Source organism: Blautia intestinalis (assembly GCF_014297355.1).
In the GTDB taxonomy this organism is placed as follows: Bacteria; Bacillota; Clostridia; order Lachnospirales; family Lachnospiraceae; genus Blautia_A; species Blautia_A intestinalis.
In genome coordinates this window covers 107,938-126,732 of record NZ_JACOQE010000006.1, presented here as the reverse complement: position 1 = coordinate 126,732, position 18,795 = coordinate 107,938, and the positions used below count along the sequence as shown (strand labels likewise).

The 18,795-nt window shown below is 45.2% G+C and carries 18 protein-coding genes and 1 pseudogene; all 19 read left to right on the top strand.

Translation table 11 applies throughout. From position 1 onward, the window contains the following. Nucleotides 1-87 precede the first annotated feature (87 nt). Nucleotides 88-2,157: an efflux RND transporter permease subunit gene (locus H8Z79_RS11165; protein WP_015541110.1), complete on the top strand. Its 2,070-nt coding sequence runs from the start codon at nt 88-90 to the stop codon at nt 2,155-2,157. Nucleotides 2,158-2,223: 66 nt separating this feature from the next. Further along, nucleotides 2,224-5,052 (top strand): methyl-accepting chemotaxis protein, encoded by a 2,829-nt coding sequence (locus H8Z79_RS11160; RefSeq protein WP_118039174.1) that lies wholly within the window; start codon nt 2,224-2,226, stop codon nt 5,050-5,052. Between the two features lie 92 nt (nt 5,053-5,144). Further along, nucleotides 5,145-6,323 (top strand): FtsW/RodA/SpoVE family cell cycle protein, encoded by a 1,179-nt coding sequence (locus tag H8Z79_RS11155; protein WP_118039175.1) that lies wholly within the window; start codon nt 5,145-5,147, stop codon nt 6,321-6,323. Nucleotides 6,324-6,413: 90 nt separating this feature from the next. Further along, nucleotides 6,414-6,647 carry an acyl carrier protein gene (gene acpP / locus H8Z79_RS11150; protein WP_015541113.1) on the top strand — a complete coding sequence of 78 codons (234 nt, stop codon included), beginning with the start codon at nt 6,414-6,416 and terminating at the stop codon, nt 6,645-6,647. 67 nt (nt 6,648-6,714) lie between these two features. Next, a complete protein-coding gene (gltX, locus tag H8Z79_RS11145; protein ID WP_118039176.1) occupies nt 6,715-8,163 on the top strand; it encodes a glutamate--tRNA ligase in 1,449 nt (482 codons plus the stop codon). A gap of 5 nt (nt 8,164-8,168) precedes the next feature. Then, nucleotides 8,169-9,998, top strand: coding sequence for an ATP-dependent helicase (locus H8Z79_RS11140; protein ID WP_118039177.1), 1,830 nt, complete (start codon nt 8,169-8,171; stop codon nt 9,996-9,998). After that, nucleotides 9,995-10,543 (top strand): 4'-phosphopantetheinyl transferase family protein, encoded by a 549-nt coding sequence (locus tag H8Z79_RS11135; protein ID WP_118039178.1) that lies wholly within the window; start codon nt 9,995-9,997, stop codon nt 10,541-10,543. Before H8Z79_RS11140 ends, H8Z79_RS11135 begins: the two co-directional genes overlap by 4 nt. Nucleotides 10,544-10,689: 146 nt before the next feature. After that, a complete protein-coding gene (locus tag H8Z79_RS11130; RefSeq protein ID WP_118039179.1) occupies nt 10,690-10,974 on the top strand; it encodes a hypothetical protein in 285 nt (94 codons plus the stop codon). A 96-nt stretch (nt 10,975-11,070) separates the two neighbouring features. Continuing rightward, nucleotides 11,071-11,997 carry a stage III sporulation protein AA gene (gene spoIIIAA, locus H8Z79_RS11125; RefSeq protein WP_330360613.1) on the top strand — a complete coding sequence of 309 codons (927 nt, stop codon included), beginning with the start codon at nt 11,071-11,073 and terminating at the stop codon, nt 11,995-11,997. Continuing rightward, complete coding sequence (locus H8Z79_RS11120; RefSeq protein WP_118039180.1) at nt 11,991-12,509, top strand: stage III sporulation protein AB; 519 nt, start codon at nt 11,991-11,993, stop codon at nt 12,507-12,509. Before spoIIIAA ends, H8Z79_RS11120 begins: the two co-directional genes overlap by 7 nt. Nucleotides 12,510-12,540: 31 nt before the next feature. Continuing rightward, nucleotides 12,541-12,735, top strand: a complete 195-nt coding sequence (spoIIIAC, locus tag H8Z79_RS11115) for a stage III sporulation protein AC (protein ID WP_015541118.1) — start codon at nt 12,541-12,543, stop codon at nt 12,733-12,735. Between the two features lie 13 nt (nt 12,736-12,748). Further along, nucleotides 12,749-13,135, top strand: coding sequence for a SpoIIIAC/SpoIIIAD family protein (locus H8Z79_RS11110; protein ID WP_015541119.1), 387 nt, complete (start codon nt 12,749-12,751; stop codon nt 13,133-13,135). Then, complete coding sequence (locus H8Z79_RS11105) at nt 13,132-14,400, top strand: stage III sporulation protein AE (RefSeq protein ID WP_118039181.1); 1,269 nt, start codon at nt 13,132-13,134, stop codon at nt 14,398-14,400. The genes H8Z79_RS11110 and H8Z79_RS11105 overlap by 4 nt, the downstream gene beginning before the upstream one ends. A gap of 3 nt (nt 14,401-14,403) precedes the next feature. Further along, nucleotides 14,404-14,979 (top strand): stage III sporulation protein AF, encoded by a 576-nt coding sequence (locus tag H8Z79_RS11100; RefSeq protein ID WP_015541121.1) that lies wholly within the window; start codon nt 14,404-14,406, stop codon nt 14,977-14,979. Next, nucleotides 14,942-15,274: a hypothetical protein gene (locus H8Z79_RS11095; protein WP_015541122.1), complete on the top strand. Its 333-nt coding sequence runs from the start codon at nt 14,942-14,944 to the stop codon at nt 15,272-15,274. Before H8Z79_RS11100 ends, H8Z79_RS11095 begins: the two co-directional genes overlap by 38 nt. Before the next feature lie 19 nt (nt 15,275-15,293). Next, nucleotides 15,294-16,046, top strand: coding sequence for a SpoIIIAH-like family protein (locus H8Z79_RS11090; RefSeq protein WP_330421907.1), 753 nt, complete (start codon nt 15,294-15,296; stop codon nt 16,044-16,046). Between the two features lie 177 nt (nt 16,047-16,223). Beyond that, on the top strand, nt 16,224-17,813 hold the full coding sequence (locus tag H8Z79_RS11085; protein WP_118039183.1) for a peptide chain release factor 3: 1,590 nt from the start codon (nt 16,224-16,226) through the stop codon (nt 17,811-17,813). Between the two features lie 76 nt (nt 17,814-17,889). Next, nucleotides 17,890-18,276: an Asp23/Gls24 family envelope stress response protein gene (locus H8Z79_RS11080; protein WP_015541123.1), complete on the top strand. Its 387-nt coding sequence runs from the start codon at nt 17,890-17,892 to the stop codon at nt 18,274-18,276. Between the two features lie 28 nt (nt 18,277-18,304). Next, nucleotides 18,305-18,697 (top strand): annotated as a pseudogene (gene nusB, locus H8Z79_RS11075) (transcription antitermination factor NusB); the annotation flags it as partial. Nucleotides 18,698-18,795 lie beyond the last annotated feature (98 nt).

Here is an 18,795-nt window from a genome sequence, read left to right as displayed (position 1 = left end):
TAATGGTCAGTTTTGGTATATAACTCTGTATGAATAAAAAGTGACTACTAGTCATAAATGAAAAAAATAGTCAATAAGGAGGATATGATGATTAAGGTTGGAAAATGGATTGCGAAGCATAAAGTCCTGATCGTAATAATCAGTATGCTTCTGCTGATACCATCATTCCTGGGAATGGCGGCAACGAGAGTCAACTACGATATCTTAAGTTATCTGCCGGATTCTCTGGAGACAGTAGAAGGTCAGGACATCATGGTGGATGAATTCGGAATGGGTGCATTCTCCATGGTAGTTGTCGAAAATATGGATCTGAAAGACGTAGCGGCATTAAAGGAAAAATTTCAGGATGTAGATCATGTGAAAGATGTGCTGTGGTATGACAGTGTAGCTGATTTAAGCATCCCGGTAAGCATGATTCCTGATAAATTCAAAGACGCATTCTTTAACGGAGATGCAACGATGATGATCGCACTGTTTGATAATACGACATCTTCCGATGCAGCAATGGAAGCAGTCACAGATATGCGCAAGATTGCAAATGAGCAGTGCTATATCAGTGGTATGTCAGGAGTCGTAACCGACATCAAGAACATTGCCCTGGAAGAGATGCCGATCTACGTTGTGATTGCTGCGTGCCTTTCACTTCTGGTTCTGCTTCTTGCGATGGACTCACTGGTAATTCCGGTATTATTCCTGATCAGTGTAGGACTTGCGGTTGTATATAACCTCGGAAGTAATATTTTCTTCGGTCAGGTGTGCTACATCACAAAATCACTGACAGCAGTGCTTCAGCTTGGTGTAACAATGGACTATTCCATTTTCCTTCTGAACTCCTTTGAAGCTTATAAGAAGAAATACGATGAAAAAGAACGTGCGATGGCACATGCGATCGGAGATACTTTTAAATCCGTAGCAGGAAGTTCCGTTACAACAATTGCCGGTTTCCTTGCACTTTGTGTTATGACATTTGCACTTGGACGTGACATGGGTATCGTTATGGCGAAGGGTGTTGTCATCGGTGTTATCTGTTGTGTTACCGTTCTTCCGGCAATGATCCTTGTATTTGACGGAGCAATCGAAAAGACCAAACACAAAGCTCTGATCCCGAGCCTTGATAAAGCATCCGGATTTATTACAAAACATTATAAAGTATGGCTGATTGTTTTCCTCGTACTTCTGTATCCTGCAATTTACGGAAACAACCATACACAGATCTATTACAATATTGATAAATCTCTTCCGTCTACACTGGCAAGTAATGTTGCCAATGATAAACTGAAAGAAGATTTCGATATGAGTACCGTACATATGGTGCTTCTGAAAAACGGACTGGACAGCAAACAGAAGACACAGATGCTTGACAAGATTGATAAAGTTGACGGAGTGAAATGGTCATTGGGTATGAATTCCCTGATCGGACCGACATTTCCGGAATCTATGATTCCTTCCAATATCAAAGAAATGCTTCAGTCCGGTAACTATGAAGTACAGTTTGTATGTTCCGAGTATTCATCAGCAACAGATGAATGTAACGCACAGCTTGACAAGATTCAGGAGATCGTCAAATCCTACAGTCCGGAATCTATGGTCATCGGTGAAGCACCATTGATGAAAGACCTTCAGGATACGACAGACGTAGACCTCCAGAGAGTAAATATCCTCTCCATGGCAGCAATCTTTGTGATCATCCTGTTTGTATTCAAATCAATCTCACTGCCTTTCATCCTTCTGGCAGTTATTGAGTTTGCGATTTTTGTAAACATGGCAATTCCTTATTATCAGGGTGTTACACTTCCATTCGTGGCAAGTATCGTTATCGGTGCGATCCAGCTTGGAGCAACCGTTGATTATGCGATTCTGATGACAAGTAATTACCAGAAACAGAGACACCTCGGAAAGACAAAGAAAGACGCAATTTCCATTGCACATAAATTCTCCATGAAGTCAATCATTGTCAGTGGATGCAGTTTCTTTGCCGCAACATTCGGTGTTGCCCTTTATTCACAGGTTGATATGATCGGTTCCATCTGTACCCTTCTTGCAAGAGGCGCGGTGATCAGTACGATCGTAGTATTGCTGATTCTGCCGGCAATGTTTATGGTATTTGACCCGATCATTGTTCATACATCCAAAGGATTCTTACCGGATAAGAAATAACAAAATACGTACAAGATGATTGAAATATATAAATGAAGCCAATGGCTGGAAAAGGAGTCGTAAAACATGAACAGAAACAGAAAAAAAGCAGTGGCAGCTTCTGTGGCAGTAGGAATGACAGTTGTAATGGGTGCAAGCCCGATACTTGCAGCTGATACAGATATTTCAAAAGAAGAAACCGTATATGTAAATGCGGCAGCAGACGGAACGCCGGAGGATATTACAGTATCTGACTGGCTGAAAAACTCTGCATCGGCAGGAGATTTAAGCGATGAGTCAGACCTGAAAGATATCAAGAATGTCAAAGGTGATGAGACTTTTGAACAGGATGGTTCCAATCTGACATGGAATACAGAGGATAAAGATATCTATTATCAGGGAACTACGAATAAAGATCTTCCTGTATCTATGGAAATCAAATATTATCTGGACGGTGTACAGGTAAGTCCGAGTGATCTTGGCGGCAAGAGCGGTCACCTGAAAATTGAAGTAAATTATACAAATAATGTTAAGAACAAAACAAAAGTAGGAAAGAAAACAACAGACGTCTATGCACCGTTTGTTATGGCAACAGCCATGATTCTTCCTACTGATAATTTCACAAATGTCACAATTGACAATGGTAAAGTTCTTTCCGACGGACAGCGAAATATTGCAATCGGTGTAGGTATGCCGGGATTGTCTGAAAGCCTTGACCTCAAGAGCATTGATGAGGACATTGATCTGGATATTCCGGAAGGTTTTACAATGGAAGCGGATGTTACTGATTTCAGTATGAGCTCAACATTTACATTTGCACTGACAGATCTTCTTAATTCTCTGAATCTGGATGATGTAGACGGCCTGGACGATCTTAAGGATTCCATGAATGATCTGACAGATGCGGCAACCAAACTGGTTGACGGAAGCAAGGAGCTTTCTGACGGAGCTTCCACACTTGATGAAAAATATCAGGAATTTGATTCCGGAATCGGAACGCTGTCAAGTGGCGTCAGCACGCTTTCAAGTGGTGCGTCAACACTCAGCAGCGGCGTATCTTCTTATACATCAGGAGCGGATACTCTGGCAGGTGGTGTAAAACAGTATGTTGCAGGAGCAGATACATTGACAAGTGGTGTGAGTCAGTATGTAGCAGGAAGCAATACCCTGACTTCCGGTGTAAAAACTTATGTAGATGGAGCTGCTACTCTTCAGAAAGGAATTCAGACATTAAAGAATGGTCTTGCCAAAGAGTTTACACAGGGAATGAATGATCTGGTAAAAGGCACGGATGAATTAAATACAAGGGTTTCCGGACTGGTCGAAAAATTGGCTGGAAGTTTAGAGACTTTACCGCAGGATTTAAGTGATATCATTACATTTGCACAGAGTACACAGAGCTTTGCAAAAAGTACAGGCGATTTGGCAAATGGATTACTTAATTCTTATATGCCGGGAGTAAAAAGTGCGAAAGAAAATACAGATGCCCTGAAAAAGCTGGTTGACAGTATGGTTCCAGGTGGCAGCAGTTCTCCGGAAGCAGGTACACAGCAGATTGAAGACGGTCTTGCAACTGCACAGGCAGCAGCAAACTCTGTATCAGCTGTAGCAGGAACTTCTGCAGCGGATCAGTTAAACGCAGCAGCAAGTGCAGTCAGTGCGGCAGCAGGAACCGGCGATGCTCTTCAGGGAGATGCAGGTACGATCTCAGCAGGTCTGGACAGTGCAAGCTCCGCAATTGATATCTTAAGCAGTATTGATACTTCTTCCATGGATGAAGCAACAGCAGCTGCTGTAAACAGTGCAGTACAGAGTGCAATCGGTGCAATTTCCGGTGGTGTGGCTACCGCACAGGGCGGTGTGGCAAGTCTGGAAGCACATGCTGGTCAGGTTTCCGGACTGAATGAGCAGGCAGCAGCCGTACAGGAGGCAGCAGGAGCAGTCAGCTCACAGAGTGAACAGGCTGCCGCAGTTGGTGATGCCGCAGCACAGCTTCAGAGCGGTTTGTCTCAGATTGAAAGCGGTCTTACAACACTGAATGCGGATGATACACAGAAACAGGATGATGCACAGACAGTAGCAGGTCTTACTGCAATTAAGCAGTATGTAGATGGAATTGATGCAGGTCTTACCACGTTAGTTGAAGGTGAAGATGCACAGAAACTGGCAGCAGGAGCACAGACACTGCAGGCGATGGGAACAGTTGGAAGTAAGGAACAGCCATCTCTGGAGGCTGCGGCCGGTGCAGTAGCGACGAAGGTTGGAGCACTTGCAAAAGAGCTTCCGGACATTCTGGGAGAAAACAATAAGAATGTTACAGATCTCCAGACAGGTGTAAAAAAACTGGCAGACGGAGCAAAAGCTTTACAGACTGGTTATAAATCCACTCTCCTGAAAGGTATCGACCAGCTTCTTTCCGGTGCAAAACAGCTTACAAGGAACAACAGGACGATCAAGAGCGGTGCAACACAGCTTGAGACAAGTGGCAAGACACTGACAGGCGGAGCATCTCAGCTTGCTGCAAACAGCGGTACGCTGACAAGCGGAGCATCCCAGCTTTCAGCAAACAGCGGTACACTGACAAGTGGAGCGGCACAGCTTGCATCCGGTGCACAGCAGCTTGTAAGCGGAACAGCAACACTCAGCAGCGGAAGTACACAGGTTAAGGCTGGTATCAAGAGCCTTTCTGACGGAGCAAAAGAGCTTGCAGACGGAACAAAGAAATTCGACGATGAAGGTATCAAGAAGCTGTCTGATCTTGTAGAAGATGATCTTCAGGATCTTATGGACCGCTTCGATGCGATCCGTTCCGATGACAATGCTTACACTTCCTTCAGTGGAAAATCCACCGGCATGGATGGAAATGTCAAATTTGTGATCGAGACAGCAGCCATCGATAACGACAGCGACAAATAATCAAAAATGATGTGACAGACAGGGAAACGGATTGTGTGCCGTTTCCCTGTTTTTTCTTGCGGTTAGAAAAGGAGTCTGCTATACTGTACATTATGAGCAGAGAAAAAAAAGCAATTAAAAAACCAAAAACAAAAAAGAAAACAGATTACTATGATTACAGTCTTCTCGCTGTTATCATTCTTTTGACATGTTTTGGTCTGGTCATGCTTTACAGTACCAGTTCCTACATGGCAGAGCTGAATTACGGTGATGACATGTATTACTTCAAAAAACAGGCGGCAATCAGTTTTGGCTGTATTATCATAGCACTTGGGATTTCACAGATCGACTATCATATTCTGACGAAATTTACCGGGGTGCTGTACGGAATGGCAGCTATTTTGATGATTCTGGTTAAGACACCTCTCGGAAGAACGGCGAATGGTGCAAGGCGCTGGCTGAATCTCGGCCCTCTGTCCTTTCAGCCATCCGAGGTTGCAAAGATTGCCGTTATTGTGTGCCTGTCCTATATGATCGTCAATATGGGCAGGAATATCAAAACGCTCAAGGCATTTATGATCCTCGCAGGAAGCGGAAGTGCACTTGCATTTCTGGCATATGCATGTACCGATAACTTAAGTACCGCGATCATCATTTTCTGCATCACGATGGGACTGATCTTCATTGCGCATCCGAAGGTGAAGCCTTTCCTGATTGCAGCAGGAGTAGGTATTGTGCTGATCATTATTTTTGTTATGATCTTAAGCTCTTCTCTTGAGACGAGTTCCAGTTTCCGTCTGCGCCGTATTCTTGTATGGCTGCACCCGGAAGATTTTGCATCAGGTGATGGTTATCAGACGATTCAGGCACTGTATGCGATCGGTTCCGGCGGATTTCTCGGCCGCGGTCTTGGTAACAGTATCCAGAAGCTCGGAAGTGTACCGGAAGCACAGAATGATATGATCTTTTCGATTGTGTGTGAGGAGCTTGGTATCCTGGGTGGAATCATTCTTTTACTGTTGTTTGCATACCTTCTGTACCGGCTGTTTTTCATCGCACAGAATGCACCGGACATGTTTGGTTCGCTGATGGTCAGCGGTATTTTTATCCATATTGCACTGCAGGTTATTTTTAACATTGCGGTTGTGTTAAATCTGATGCCAAATACCGGTGTCACACTGCCGCTCGTCAGTTACGGAGGTACCTCGATCGTGTTCCTGATGTCGGAGATGGGACTTGCCTTAAGCGTGGCAAGACAGATTAAGTTTAAAGAGCCTGAAAGGCTTCTCTAAAATCTGGAAAATCTATTGACAAATACTTTTCCAGAATATATACTTTGCACATCAAAGCAGAGATAAGTTACTTGATAAAGGAGAAAAGCAATGTTAGAAGAAATGAGAAAAATGATTGCGCAGCAGTTAAACTGTGAAGAAAGTGAAATTACCGCAGACACTTCTTTTAAAGATGATCTTGGTGCAGATTCTCTCGACCTTTTTGAACTGGTAATGGCTCTTGAGGATGAGTACAATATAGAGATACCTGCCGAAGAACTTACAGAGCTGGCAACTGTGGGAGATGTGATCGAATATCTCAGAGGCAGAGGTATTGAAGCATAAGTTTTAAAACATTCCCTGAGGCAGCAGTGTCTCAGGGGTTTTACATTTTGAAAGGAAGGAAAGAACGATGACAAAAATCAGAACCAGATTTGCACCGAGCCCGACAGGAAGAATGCATGTCGGTAATCTTCGTACAGCGCTCTATGCATATCTTATCGCAAAACACGAGGACGGAGATTTTATCCTCCGTATTGAGGATACCGATCAGGAGCGTTATATGGAAGGTGCAGTCGATATCATCTACCGTACCATGAAAAACACCGGATTGCTTCATGACGAAGGACCGGACAAGGACGGCGGTGTCGGACCATATGTACAGAGTGAGAGACAGGCATCCGGCCTTTATCTGAAATATGCAAAACAGCTTATTGAGCAGGGTGATGCTTATTATTGTTTCTGCGGACCGGAAGAACTGGAATCCATGAAACGTGTCGTTGCAGGCAAAGAGATTTCTATCTATGACAAGAGATGTCTGCACCTGTCCAAAGAAGAAGTACAGAAGCGTCTGGATGCAGGCGAGCCGCATGTTATCCGTTTCAATATGCCGACAGAAGGAACCACCACTTTCCATGATGTTATCTATGGTGATATCACTGTAAACAACGAGGAGATGGAGGATCTGATCCTGATCAAATCCGACGGATACCCGACTTACAATTTTGCAAATGTTGTAGATGACCATCTTATGGGAATCACACATGTAGTCAGAGGAAATGAGTACCTTTCTTCTGCACCGAAATACAACCGTATTTATGAAGCATTCGGATGGGATATTCCGGTCTATGTGCATTGTCCGTTGATCACAAACGAAGAGCATCAGAAGCTGTCCAAACGTTCCGGACATTCTTCCTATGAGGATCTTCTGGAGCAGGGATTTGTGACAGAAGCAATCGTAAACTTTGTTGCACTTCTCGGATGGAGCCCGCAGGACAACTGTGAGATCTTCTCCCTCCCGGAACTGGTCAAAGCTTTTGATTATCATCACATCAGCAAATCACCGGCTGTATTTGATATCACCAAGCTTCGCTGGATGAATGGCGAATACATTAAGAAAATGGATCCGGAAGAATTCTATGAGAGAGCACTGCCATACATGAAAGAAGTACTCAGGAAAGATTACAACTTCCGCAAGATCGCAGGTATGGTTCAGACAAGAATTGAGACATTCCCGGATATTCCGGCTCTGATTGATTTCTTTGAGGAAGTACCGGAATACGATTCTGCAATGTACTGCCACAAGAAAATGAAAACAAACGAAGAAACTTCTCTTGCTGTCCTGAAAGAAGTACTTCCGGTTCTGGAAGCTCAGGAAGATTATACCAATGATCCGCTGTTTGCGTCCTTAAGCGCATTTGTAAAAGAAAAAGGATACAAGAACGGCTATGTAATGTGGCCTCTGCGTACAGCAGTATCCGGCAAACAGATGACACCGGCAGGTGCTACAGAGATCATGGAGATCATCGGTAAAGAAGAAACACTGAAACGTGTAAAGGCAGCTATCGAAAAGCTCAGCTGATAAATATGAAACGAAATCCATCTCAATCAAGGGCAATCGCCCACCTGTCAGGACCTATGATGGTTCTGGCAGGCCCCGGTTCGGGGAAAACTTCCGTAATCGTAGAAAGAACTGCATATATGACTGATGAGGGGAAGATTCCGCCGGAAAACATTCTCGTAGTTACTTTTTCCAGAGCGGCCGCAAAGGAAATGAAGGAACGTTTTCTGAAGTTTACAGGTCAGACTGCGACCAGGGTGACCTTTGGAACATTCCATGGTGTTTTTTATGGAATCCTGAAACAGGCATATGGATTCACAGCAGCTAATATTTTGTCAGAAGAAGAAAAATCCGGGATTTTAAAAGAACTGATTCTGAATTACGGGGGAGATCTGGCAGAAGAAGGTGACTTCCCGGAAGAAATCGCAAAAGAGATCAGTGTGGTCAAGGGAAATCGGATCTCTCTGGAATATTATTATTCTTCCTGCTGCCCGGATGAAGTATTCCGACAGATCTACAGCGGTTATTGTCAGACATGTCAGGCACGGCGCAAGCTGGACTTTGATGATATGCTTCTCTACTGCTATGAGCTTTTTGTTCAGAGGAAGGACATTCTGGCGGCATGGCAGAATAAATTTCAGTACATTCTGGTCGATGAGTTTCAGGATATCAACCAGCTTCAGTATGACATTGTGCGGATGCTGGCGAAACCGCAGGACAATCTTTTTATTGTCGGGGACGATGATCAGTCCATCTATCATTTCCGCGGGGCAAGACCGGAGATCATGCTTAATTTTACGAAAGATTATCCGAAGGCGGAGACGGTCACGCTGGATGTGAATTATCGCTGCAGCGGCAGGATTCTTTCTTCGGCACTTCGCCTGATCGGGTCAAATAAAAAGAGATTTCAGAAGAATCTTTCGACACCGAATCAGGAAGGATGCGAAGTAACTATAAGCGAATACCAGAATCCGCGGGAAGAATATCTTTCTGTGGTAGCGCGGCTTCGTGGGAGGATGGAAAAGGGAGATGATCTGAAAGATACGGCACTTCTTCTCCGTACCAATCAGGAGGCGGAAGGGCTGGTCGGAGCGCTGATGGAACGGCAGGTGCCATTCTATATGAAAGAAAAACTGCCGAATCTTTTTCATCACTGGATCTGTCGGAATCTGCTTGCTTATATGCGTTTTGCAAACGGAGACAGGAGCAGGAAAAATTTTCTGGAATTTATGAACCGTCCGAACCGGTATATAGCGAGGGATGCTCTGTCGCTTTCACCAGAAATATCTTTTGATCAGCTAAAAGAATGTTACAAGGATAAAGACTGGATGTGTGACCGGCTTACTACACTGGAGACGCACCTGCGGATTCTGAAAGGACTGGCACCATATGCGGCGATAAATTTTATCAGAAAAGGTATGGGATATGAAGAATACTTGCGTGAATATGCAGAGTATCGTAAAATAAAACCAGAAGAGTTAAGTGAAATTCTGGATCGGCTGACCGAGAGTACGAAGGGCATGGACAGCCTGAAAGAATGGGAAGATTACATAGAGGATTATACACAGAAGCTGGAAGAGCAGGCACGCAAACAGGAAAAAGAAAGGGAGGGCGTTCTGATTTCCACTCTTCACGGAGTTAAGGGCCTGGAATACGACAGGGTGTACATCCTCAATGTAAATGAAGGGAGCATGCCGTACAAAAAAGCTGTTCTGGAACCGGCAATCGAGGAGGAACGGAGACTTTTTTATGTGGGAATGACACGTGCCAGAAAAGAGCTGACTCTGTGTTACGTAAGACAGCAGTATGAGAAGAAACGGGAACCATCCCGGTTCTTAAAGGAGGCTGGAGTATGAAGGCGGTTATTTTTTTTACAGAGGTTGCACAGCAGTACGAACACAAAAATATGGAGCACATGATCGGGGAAAAGCTTCTTGAAACAGGCCTTTTAAGAGAATATGGTCTGAAGCTTAAGGAGGAGCCGAGGGCGACAGGAGAGCACGGAAAACCATTTTTGATCCTGCAGCCGAAGATCCATTACAACATCACCCATTCCGGCAAGTACGTAATGTGCATTCTTGCCGGTCAGGAAGTGGGAATTGATGTGCAGCAGCACCGTAAGGCAAATTATGAGCGGATGCTGGAACGGATGGTTCCACAGGATATGATCCGGGAGATTCTGGATGCGGATGAACCAGAAAAAGCTTTTTTTACACAGTGGGTACTTCGGGAGGCCTACATCAAATGGACTGGAGAGGGGCTTTCGAGAGATCTTCGGACGATTTCACTGGAGGAAGGTTCCTATATACTTTTAGAATTAGAGGAAGGCTACAGCGGTGCTGTCTGGTCACAGGATCCGCTGGAGCTGCGGTGGGAGCATGTCGATGTACAGCTTCCGTAAATGCATATATATATGATCCCTGTGGTGAGAGTGCCACAGGGATTTTGTAGATAAAGCGGGAAATGGGTTGGAGAGATGGTGCTTATACACCGATACTGAGTTGGGTTGGAACAGGAGAATTTTAGCTTCTTTGACGGAGCGGAAAATTGCATCGGACAGGAGCGATTTTTCTGCAAAGTGCACTGCAGACGGGAATCCTTTCCGGGATATGTCTGTTGATGTTCTTCCTGCACTATATCAGAATTGCAGTCAGAAATGCAAAAACAGAAAAAAACAGAGAAAAAGCCATGTTCAGGACAGGGATTCTTTTAAGCGTTACAGGATTTCTGCTTATGGGACTGGCAAATGATTCAAATTTAGCAGTTTCGCCGTTATTCTGGTGTATTCTGGGAATGGGGATCGCAATGGAAACAGAAACCTTCTACAGTTAATGTGGGAGGTTTTTTCGTGTAAAAAGAAAATCCGAAAGAAGCTTTTGACGGCTGTACTAAATCCGAAACCATTACATATATTATGTGTAAGAGAGGGTGAGGACGATCAGGGCGGAACAGGTAAAGAATCTTTTTGCAGGCAATATCAGGAAGCTTCTTCTGGAAGCACCGCGGGATTATGAGCGAATTTACGAGATCCGCCTTCGGGTGGGGCGACCGGTATTTCTTTGCTATGACAGCGGCGAAAAATTCCTCCGAACAAAGGATGTCCCCTATCTGGTGACCAGACAGGACCTTAAGGAAACACTGGAGTACATCAGCGGATATTCTCTGTATGCGTGTGAAGATGAGCTGCGTCAGGGTTATATCAGTGTACAGGGTGGACACCGTGTGGGCGTGACCGGCAAGGTCATTCTTGATCGGGGAAATATTCGCAGTATCAAATATATTTCCTGTATCAATGTCCGGCTTGCGCACCAGATTCTCGGGTGTGCAGATGCGGTGATGCCTTTTATCCGAAAAAAAGAAAAAATCTGTCATACACTTCTGATCTCACCACCGGGCTGTGGCAAGACGACGCTTCTTCGGGATATCGTGCGTCAGATCAGTAACGGGAATGAGAAGTTTCCGGGAATGACGGTCGGACTGGTCGATGAGAGAGGAGAACTGGCAGGATGCTATCAGGGAGTTCCGCAGAACGATGTGGGTATGCGTACCGATGTGCTGGACGGATGTCCGAAAGCGGAAGGAATGCAGCTTTTGATCCGTTCAATGTCACCGGCAGTTGTGGCGGTGGACGAGCTTGGCAAAGAAGAGGATTTCCGGGCAGTGGAATCCGTGATTCACTGTGGCTGCACACTTCTTGCGACGGCGCATGGAAATTCACTCGAGGATATCATGGAGCAGCCCTTTTTCCAGAAACTGAAAAACATGCAGGTTTTTGAACGCTACATCATACTTGGCAGGCAGAACCGAAACGGCAGGACCGTACATATTCTGGACGGGAAAGGGAAACCATGCTGAGAGCCATCGGGGCATTTCTGGTATTTCTTGCATCGGCCGGAATGGGCTGTCAGGAGAGTCGGAAACTGTCCGAACATATACAGGCACTGGAGGAATTTTTACAGGTGATCATCTGCCTGAAAGGTGAGATCCGCTATGGGGGAAGTTCACTTCCGGATGCGTTTCGTGAAACCGCGATGCATTGCTCAGAGGGATATGCTGCTTTTCTGAAAGCAGTATCTGAAAAAATGGAAAACAGGCAAGTAGAAGATCCGGGCAGGATCATACAGCAATGTGCAAAGAAATATCTTAAGGAAAATGCGCTGTCAGCAGAAGAACAGGAACGCATCGCACAGCTTGGAGAACGGCTGGGTTATCTTGACCGGGAGATGCAGCTTCGGCAGCTTTCTCTCTATGAAGATGAATTCGAGCGGATGATACAGAAGGCGAAGGAGGCTGCTCCGGCAAAGAAAAAACTGTATCACAGTCTGGGAGTTTTAGGCGGTGCAATGCTTGCGATTCTGTTTTGGTAGGAGAATGAAATCTGGCGGAAGGGGGCGTGGAATGGAAGTCACGATCATATTTAAAATAGCGGCGGTCGGCATTCTGGTTTCCATTCTGTCGCAGGTGCTGAAACACAGCGGGAGGGACGAGCAGGCATTTATGGTCAGCCTTGCAGGCCTTCTCATCGTTCTTTTCTGGATCGTTCCCTATATTTATGAACTGTTTCAGAGTATTCAGAAATTGTTTGTGATCTGAGGAAGGAGGCAGTATGGATATCATCCGGGTTTCTATGCTTGGTATGTGTGGTGTGATCATGGGATTTTTCCTGAAAGGAACACGCGCGGAGTATACAGCGTTTATCACGATGGGAATCGGAATCATGATTCTCGGACTTGCCGTGGGAAAACTGGAATATCTTTTTCAGACACTGGGAAATTTGCAAAAAAGTATTTCAGTTGATCAGGAATATTTTTATACGCTGATCAAAATGGTGGGAATCACATATATCGGACAGTTTTCAGCCGGAATCTGCAAAGATGCCGGACATCAGGCAACTGCGGCGCAGATCGAGCTATTCTGTAAATTGTCGGTCATGGTTTTGAGCATGCCGATCCTTCTGGCACTGCTCGAGACGATTCAGGAGTTTCTGACATGAAGAGACTGGCAAAAGGGACTGGAGGAGCCTGGCGGGATAAATGGAAGAGCAGATATGTTATCTGGCTGCTGTTATTGCTGACTTTTACATGGATTTTACCGTCGGCTTGTGTACGTGCAGAGACAGGGCAGATTATTGCAAAAACAGAAACAAATCCGCAATCCGACACTATGGAAACAGACCTGCAATCGGAAATTACTCAGACTGATACTGTGCAAAATCTCCTCGATGATCTGGAACTTATGCAGGTGCAAAAGATGTTGGATGACATGCTCGGAGAAAATAGTTTTTCACTCACAGATATACTGGTCAGTCTGACAAGAGGGGAAAAGATTTTTTCTGAAAAAGATCTGCAGGGGATTTTTTACCGCCTCTTTTTCGGACAGATTGAAAAACAAAAAGGACTTTATATCAGGATACTGCTGCTGATTTTACTCGCGGCAGTTTTTTCGAATTTTGCGGCAGTTTTTGATAACGGACAGATCGGAGACACCTGTTTTTATGTGGTGTATTTATTGCTTTTTATGGTCTGTATGGATTCTTTTTCCGGCATGAGCCGGGCACTTCAAAATGTCCTTTCCTGGATGGCGGAATTTATGCGGGTGTTGGCTCCTGCTTATTTTCTGACAGTTTCTGTCTCAGCGGGGACGACCAGTGCGGCAGTTTTTTATGAAGGAGTGCTTTTGCTTGTCTGGCTGGTGCAGAGCCTTCTTCTTGGCATATTGCTTCCGGGAGTCGGAATGTATGTTTTGTTATCGCTTATTAACCATCTGTCAAAAGAAGAAATGCTGGATCGGATGGCAGAACTATTAAAAACTGTCGTGAACTGGGGACTTAAGACCATGCTCGGGGCAGTTGTCGGACTTCAGGTAGTGCGCAATCTCGTGGCTCCGGTCATCGATACTCTGAAACGGAGTATGGTCGGAAGGGCGGCCGGTGCGCTTCCGGGGATCGGGAACGCAGTCAATATGGTGACGGAACTTGTGCTGACAAGTGCGGTGCTGGTGCGCAACTGTCTGGGCGTCGTGATCCTTCTGGCATTTGTGGCGGTTGGTGTCGGGCCGGTGATCCATTACGGACTGCAGTCACTGGTGTATCGTTTTCTTGCGGCGGTGGCGCAGCCCGTCTCGGATAAAAGAATCGTCGAGTCGCTGGCAACTATGGGGGAGGGCTGTGCGATGCTTCTGAAAGTGCTTTTTACCGCGGAGGTACTGTGCATGCTGGATTTTGTGATCCTGATGACGAGTGTGGGAGGAGGCGCATAATATATGAAAGAATCTTTTTATCAGTGGGTAAAAACGCTGGCAGTTTTTTATATTCTTTTTTCTGCTGTTCTGCATCTGATTCCGGACTCAAAATATGAGCGTTACATCCGTTCGTTTATGGGGCTGCTTCTGATTTATATTCTGTGTACACCTGTTTTTGCCGTTTTCGGGCGGGGGAGCGAACTGGCAGGAATTTTTTCCGACAGATATACACAGGAAATGCAGACACTTGAGACAGAGGAAGCAGAAAACCTTCAGGATTTTTATCTGCGTGAAGGTTATTGCCGGGAAATCGAAACAGAAATCGCGGCACTTTGCAAAAAAAACGGAATAAAACTAACCGATGCAGTCGTACATATAGAAGGAGAGACGGTATCGGCTGTGCTTTATATAGAAGAAAAACTGGCGGAGGAGCAGGAAAGGGGGCTGAACGATGCGCTCGGCAGAAACTTCGGCATCGAAGAAAAAAACTGTCAGATCATGGATTCAGGGGATGAACAGGCAGCGATGGACAGTTGTATTGCTGGCGGGACTTCTTCTGATGGTGATCGCACTTCCGGTATCGAAGGGAAACAGTGATACAGCAGGTGAAAAGCTTTTGACAGCTCCGCAGACAATACAGGAGCAGAAGTCGGAGCTTGAAGAAAAGCTGGAGAATCTTCTGGAAAATGCAGAAGGAGTCGGCAAGGTAAAAGTGATGCTTATGGAGGACGGCGGACAGGGTGTTTATAGTGCCGGAGAAACCGAAGTTACGGGCGTTCTGATCGTTGCGGAAGGGGCAGACAACGCGTTAACCGTTCAGAAGATTCAGCAGGCGGTGATGGCATTATTTCAGATCGATGCGCATAAAATTAGAATAATGAAAATGAAATGAGGAGTAAAAATTGAAAAAAGTGATCAGAAAAAATCAGGTCATTATCACCTCACTGGCGATATTGATCGCGATAGCCGGTTATCTGAATTTTGCAGATGTGGATCTGGGATTTGGCGAAAAAGAAGCAAGTACGGAGAGCAGCAGTATTCTTGATCAGGTGGATTATGATCTGAGTGATGAGTCTGCGGTAGCAGATGAAAACAGTGTCACAGAAACGGCAGAAGTGCCGGAAGACGGCAGTACACCGGGGGAAGCGGTACTGACAGGAGCATCGGATTTTGCAGCGCAGGCGAAACTTTCGAGGGAACAGGTGCGTTCACAGAGCAAAGCAGATCTGCAGGAGATTCTGAACAACACAGAAGTAGGGGATGAACAGAAACAGGAAGCGGTCAATACCATGGTGCAAATGACCGAGATCGCAGAAAAAGAGGCGGCAGCAGAAATGCTTCTTGAAGCGAAAGGGTTTGAAAATACAGTGGTGAATCTGACCGGTGAGACCGCGGATGTGGTAGTACCGGAAGCAGATCTGGAAGATTCCAGACGTGCGCAGATCGAGGATATCGTAAAACGTAAGACTGGCATCGCACCGGAGAATATCGTGATCACGCCATTAAATGAAAGCGAAGATACCACTGCTTCGGAAGATACATCTGTTTCCGAAGACACGGCAGATGACGGAACGGCAGCAGAGAATCAGACGGAAGAAACAGCTACATACGACGATCAGGAGACTTCAGGAGAGGAGATCGTGACAGAAGGGATCTACGATTAAATGCAGGCTGCCCGGAAATGTGCGAGATGCTGTTTCGGGGCAGCTTTTCTGCAGGTATACTGAGTTTGCAGCGTTATGAAGCTGTGCTTCGAATTTTCTTGACATCAGGGTATTCTATATACTAGAATAAAAAGTTGTATAGAAATTGGAAAATGGATAATAGACAGGAGGCAAAACGTGTCTAAGTATGCGAAAGAAATAGAAAAAAGAAGAACCTTTGCCATTATCTCCCACCCGGATGCAGGTAAGACGACTCTGACAGAGAAGTTCCTGCTGTATGGAGGTGCCATTAATCTGGCAGGCAGCGTTAAGGGTAAAGCCACAGCCCGCCATGCAGTATCTGACTGGATGGAAATAGAGAAAGAGAGAGGTATTTCCGTAACCTCTTCCGTACTACAGTTTCATTATGATGGGTATTGCATCAACATTCTGGATACACCGGGACATCAGGATTTCTCCGAGGATACCTATCGTACACTGATGGCTGCCGATTCTGCAGTCATGGTTATCGACGGAAGCAAAGGTGTGGAGGCACAGACAAGAAAGTTATTCAAAGTCTGCGTTATGCGCCACATTCCTATTTTTACATTTATCAATAAAATGGACCGTGATGCAAATGACACGTTCGACCTTCTTGATGAAATAGAAAAAGAACTCGGAATTGCGACATGTCCGATCAACTGGCCGATCGGTTCCGGTAAGAAATTCCGCGGAGTCTATGACAGAAACACACACAAAGTCCTGACTTTCTCTGATACACAGAAGGGAACAAAGGAAGGTGTCATTGAGGAAATCGATATCGATGATGCACGTCTTGATGACATTGTAGATCCGGATCAGAGAGAACAGCTTATGGAAGAGATTGAGCTTCTGGATGGCGCAAGCGTTGATTTTGATCAGGAACAGGTAAGTAAAGGAAATATGACACCGGTATTTTTCGGTTCTGCGCTGACAAACTTTGGTGTTGAGACATTTCTGGAGCACTTCCTCAAGATGACGACTTCTCCGCTTCCGCGAGTATCCGATGAGGGTGAGATCGATCCGATGTCTGATGATTTTTCTGCATTTGTATTTAAGATCCAGGCAAATATGAACAAAGCACACAGAGACAGAATTGCATTTATGCGTATCTGTTCCGGCAAATTTGATGCTTCTCAGGAAGTTTATCATGTACAGGGCGAAAAGAAGATGAGACTTCTTCAGCCGCAGCAGATGATGGCAGAGTCCCGTCATGTGGTAGACGAGGCATATGCGGGAGATATCATCGGTGTGTTTGACCCGGGTATCTTTTCCATCGGTGATACGATCTGTGCACCGGGTAAGAAGTTTGCTTTTGAAGGAATCCCGACTTTCGCACCGGAGCATTTTGCACGTGTACGTCAGATCGATACCATGAAACGTAAACAGTTTGTCAAAGGTATCAATCAGATTGCACAGGAAGGTGCCATTCAGATCTTCCAGGAGTTCAATACCGGTATGGAAGAAATCATTGTCGGCGTTGTCGGCGTACTTCAGTTTGACGTTCTGAAATATCGACTGGAAAATGAATACAACGTAGAAATCCGTCTGGAAAACCTTCCATATGAACACATCCGCTGGATCGCAAATAAAGAGCAGGTTGATGTTGCAAAGATTTCCGGAACTTCAGATATGAAGAAAGTTACAGACCTGAAGGGAAATCCGCTGCTTCTGTTTGTCAATGCATGGAGCGTGGGTATGGTCGAAGACAGAAATCCGGATCTGGTGCTTACAGAATTCAGTAAATAAACCTTTTAATTTGCAGTCAGATTTGATATACTAAAACCATCAATTATTCGATTCGGAATCCGCAGGAGGAATTGGAATGGCAGAAAAAAGAACAACTTATAAATTACAGGACGTAGGAGGAATCGGCGAAGTAAAGATCGCTGATGAAGTAGTGACAGTGATCGCCGGACTTGCTGCGACAGATGTAGACGGTGTTGCTTCCATGGAAGGCAATATCACAAACGAACTGGTAAGCAGGCTTGGTGTCAAGAACCTTTCCAAAGGCGTTAAGGTAACCGTACTGGAAGGTGTTGTTACCGTAGATCTGACACTGAACATCGAGTTTGGCAAGAATATCCTTGAAGTCAGCAAGAAAGTTCAGGATAAAGTAAAATCATCCATTGAAAATATGACCGGCCTTGAAGTTGCAGATGTAAACATCCGCATCACAGGTGTTGATATGGAGAACGAAAAAGGAAAGTAAACCTTTCCTTTTTTCTTTAGGAGGAAATATGCGAAGAAGCGAGCAGAGAGAACATATCTTTAAACTGTTGTTTATGACACAGTTCAATACAGAAAACGAGATGCCGGAACAGCTTTCCATCTATTTCGAAGGACTTGGCGAAGTCAGCGAGAAAGATCAGGAAGCTATCCAGCAGAAATACGACCACATTCTGGAACATCTGGAGGAAATCGACGAAATCCTGAATGATTACAGCCGCGGATGGAAGACTACACGTATGAATCGCGTGGATCTGACCGCTCTGCGTCTGGCAGTTTATGAAATGAAAATGGACGAGGATGTTCCGGTCGGAGTAGCGATCAACGAAGCTGTTGAGCTTGCTAAACTTTTTGGCGGAGAAGATTCCGGCTCCTTTGTAAACGGTGTCCTTGGCAAGATCGCAAGTGGTAAGAAAGATTCCGGTGAAGAACCGAAACATCCGCGCCGTCAGACACATTCTGCAAAGATCATTATCCGGTCTTCAAAGAAAGATCACAGGAA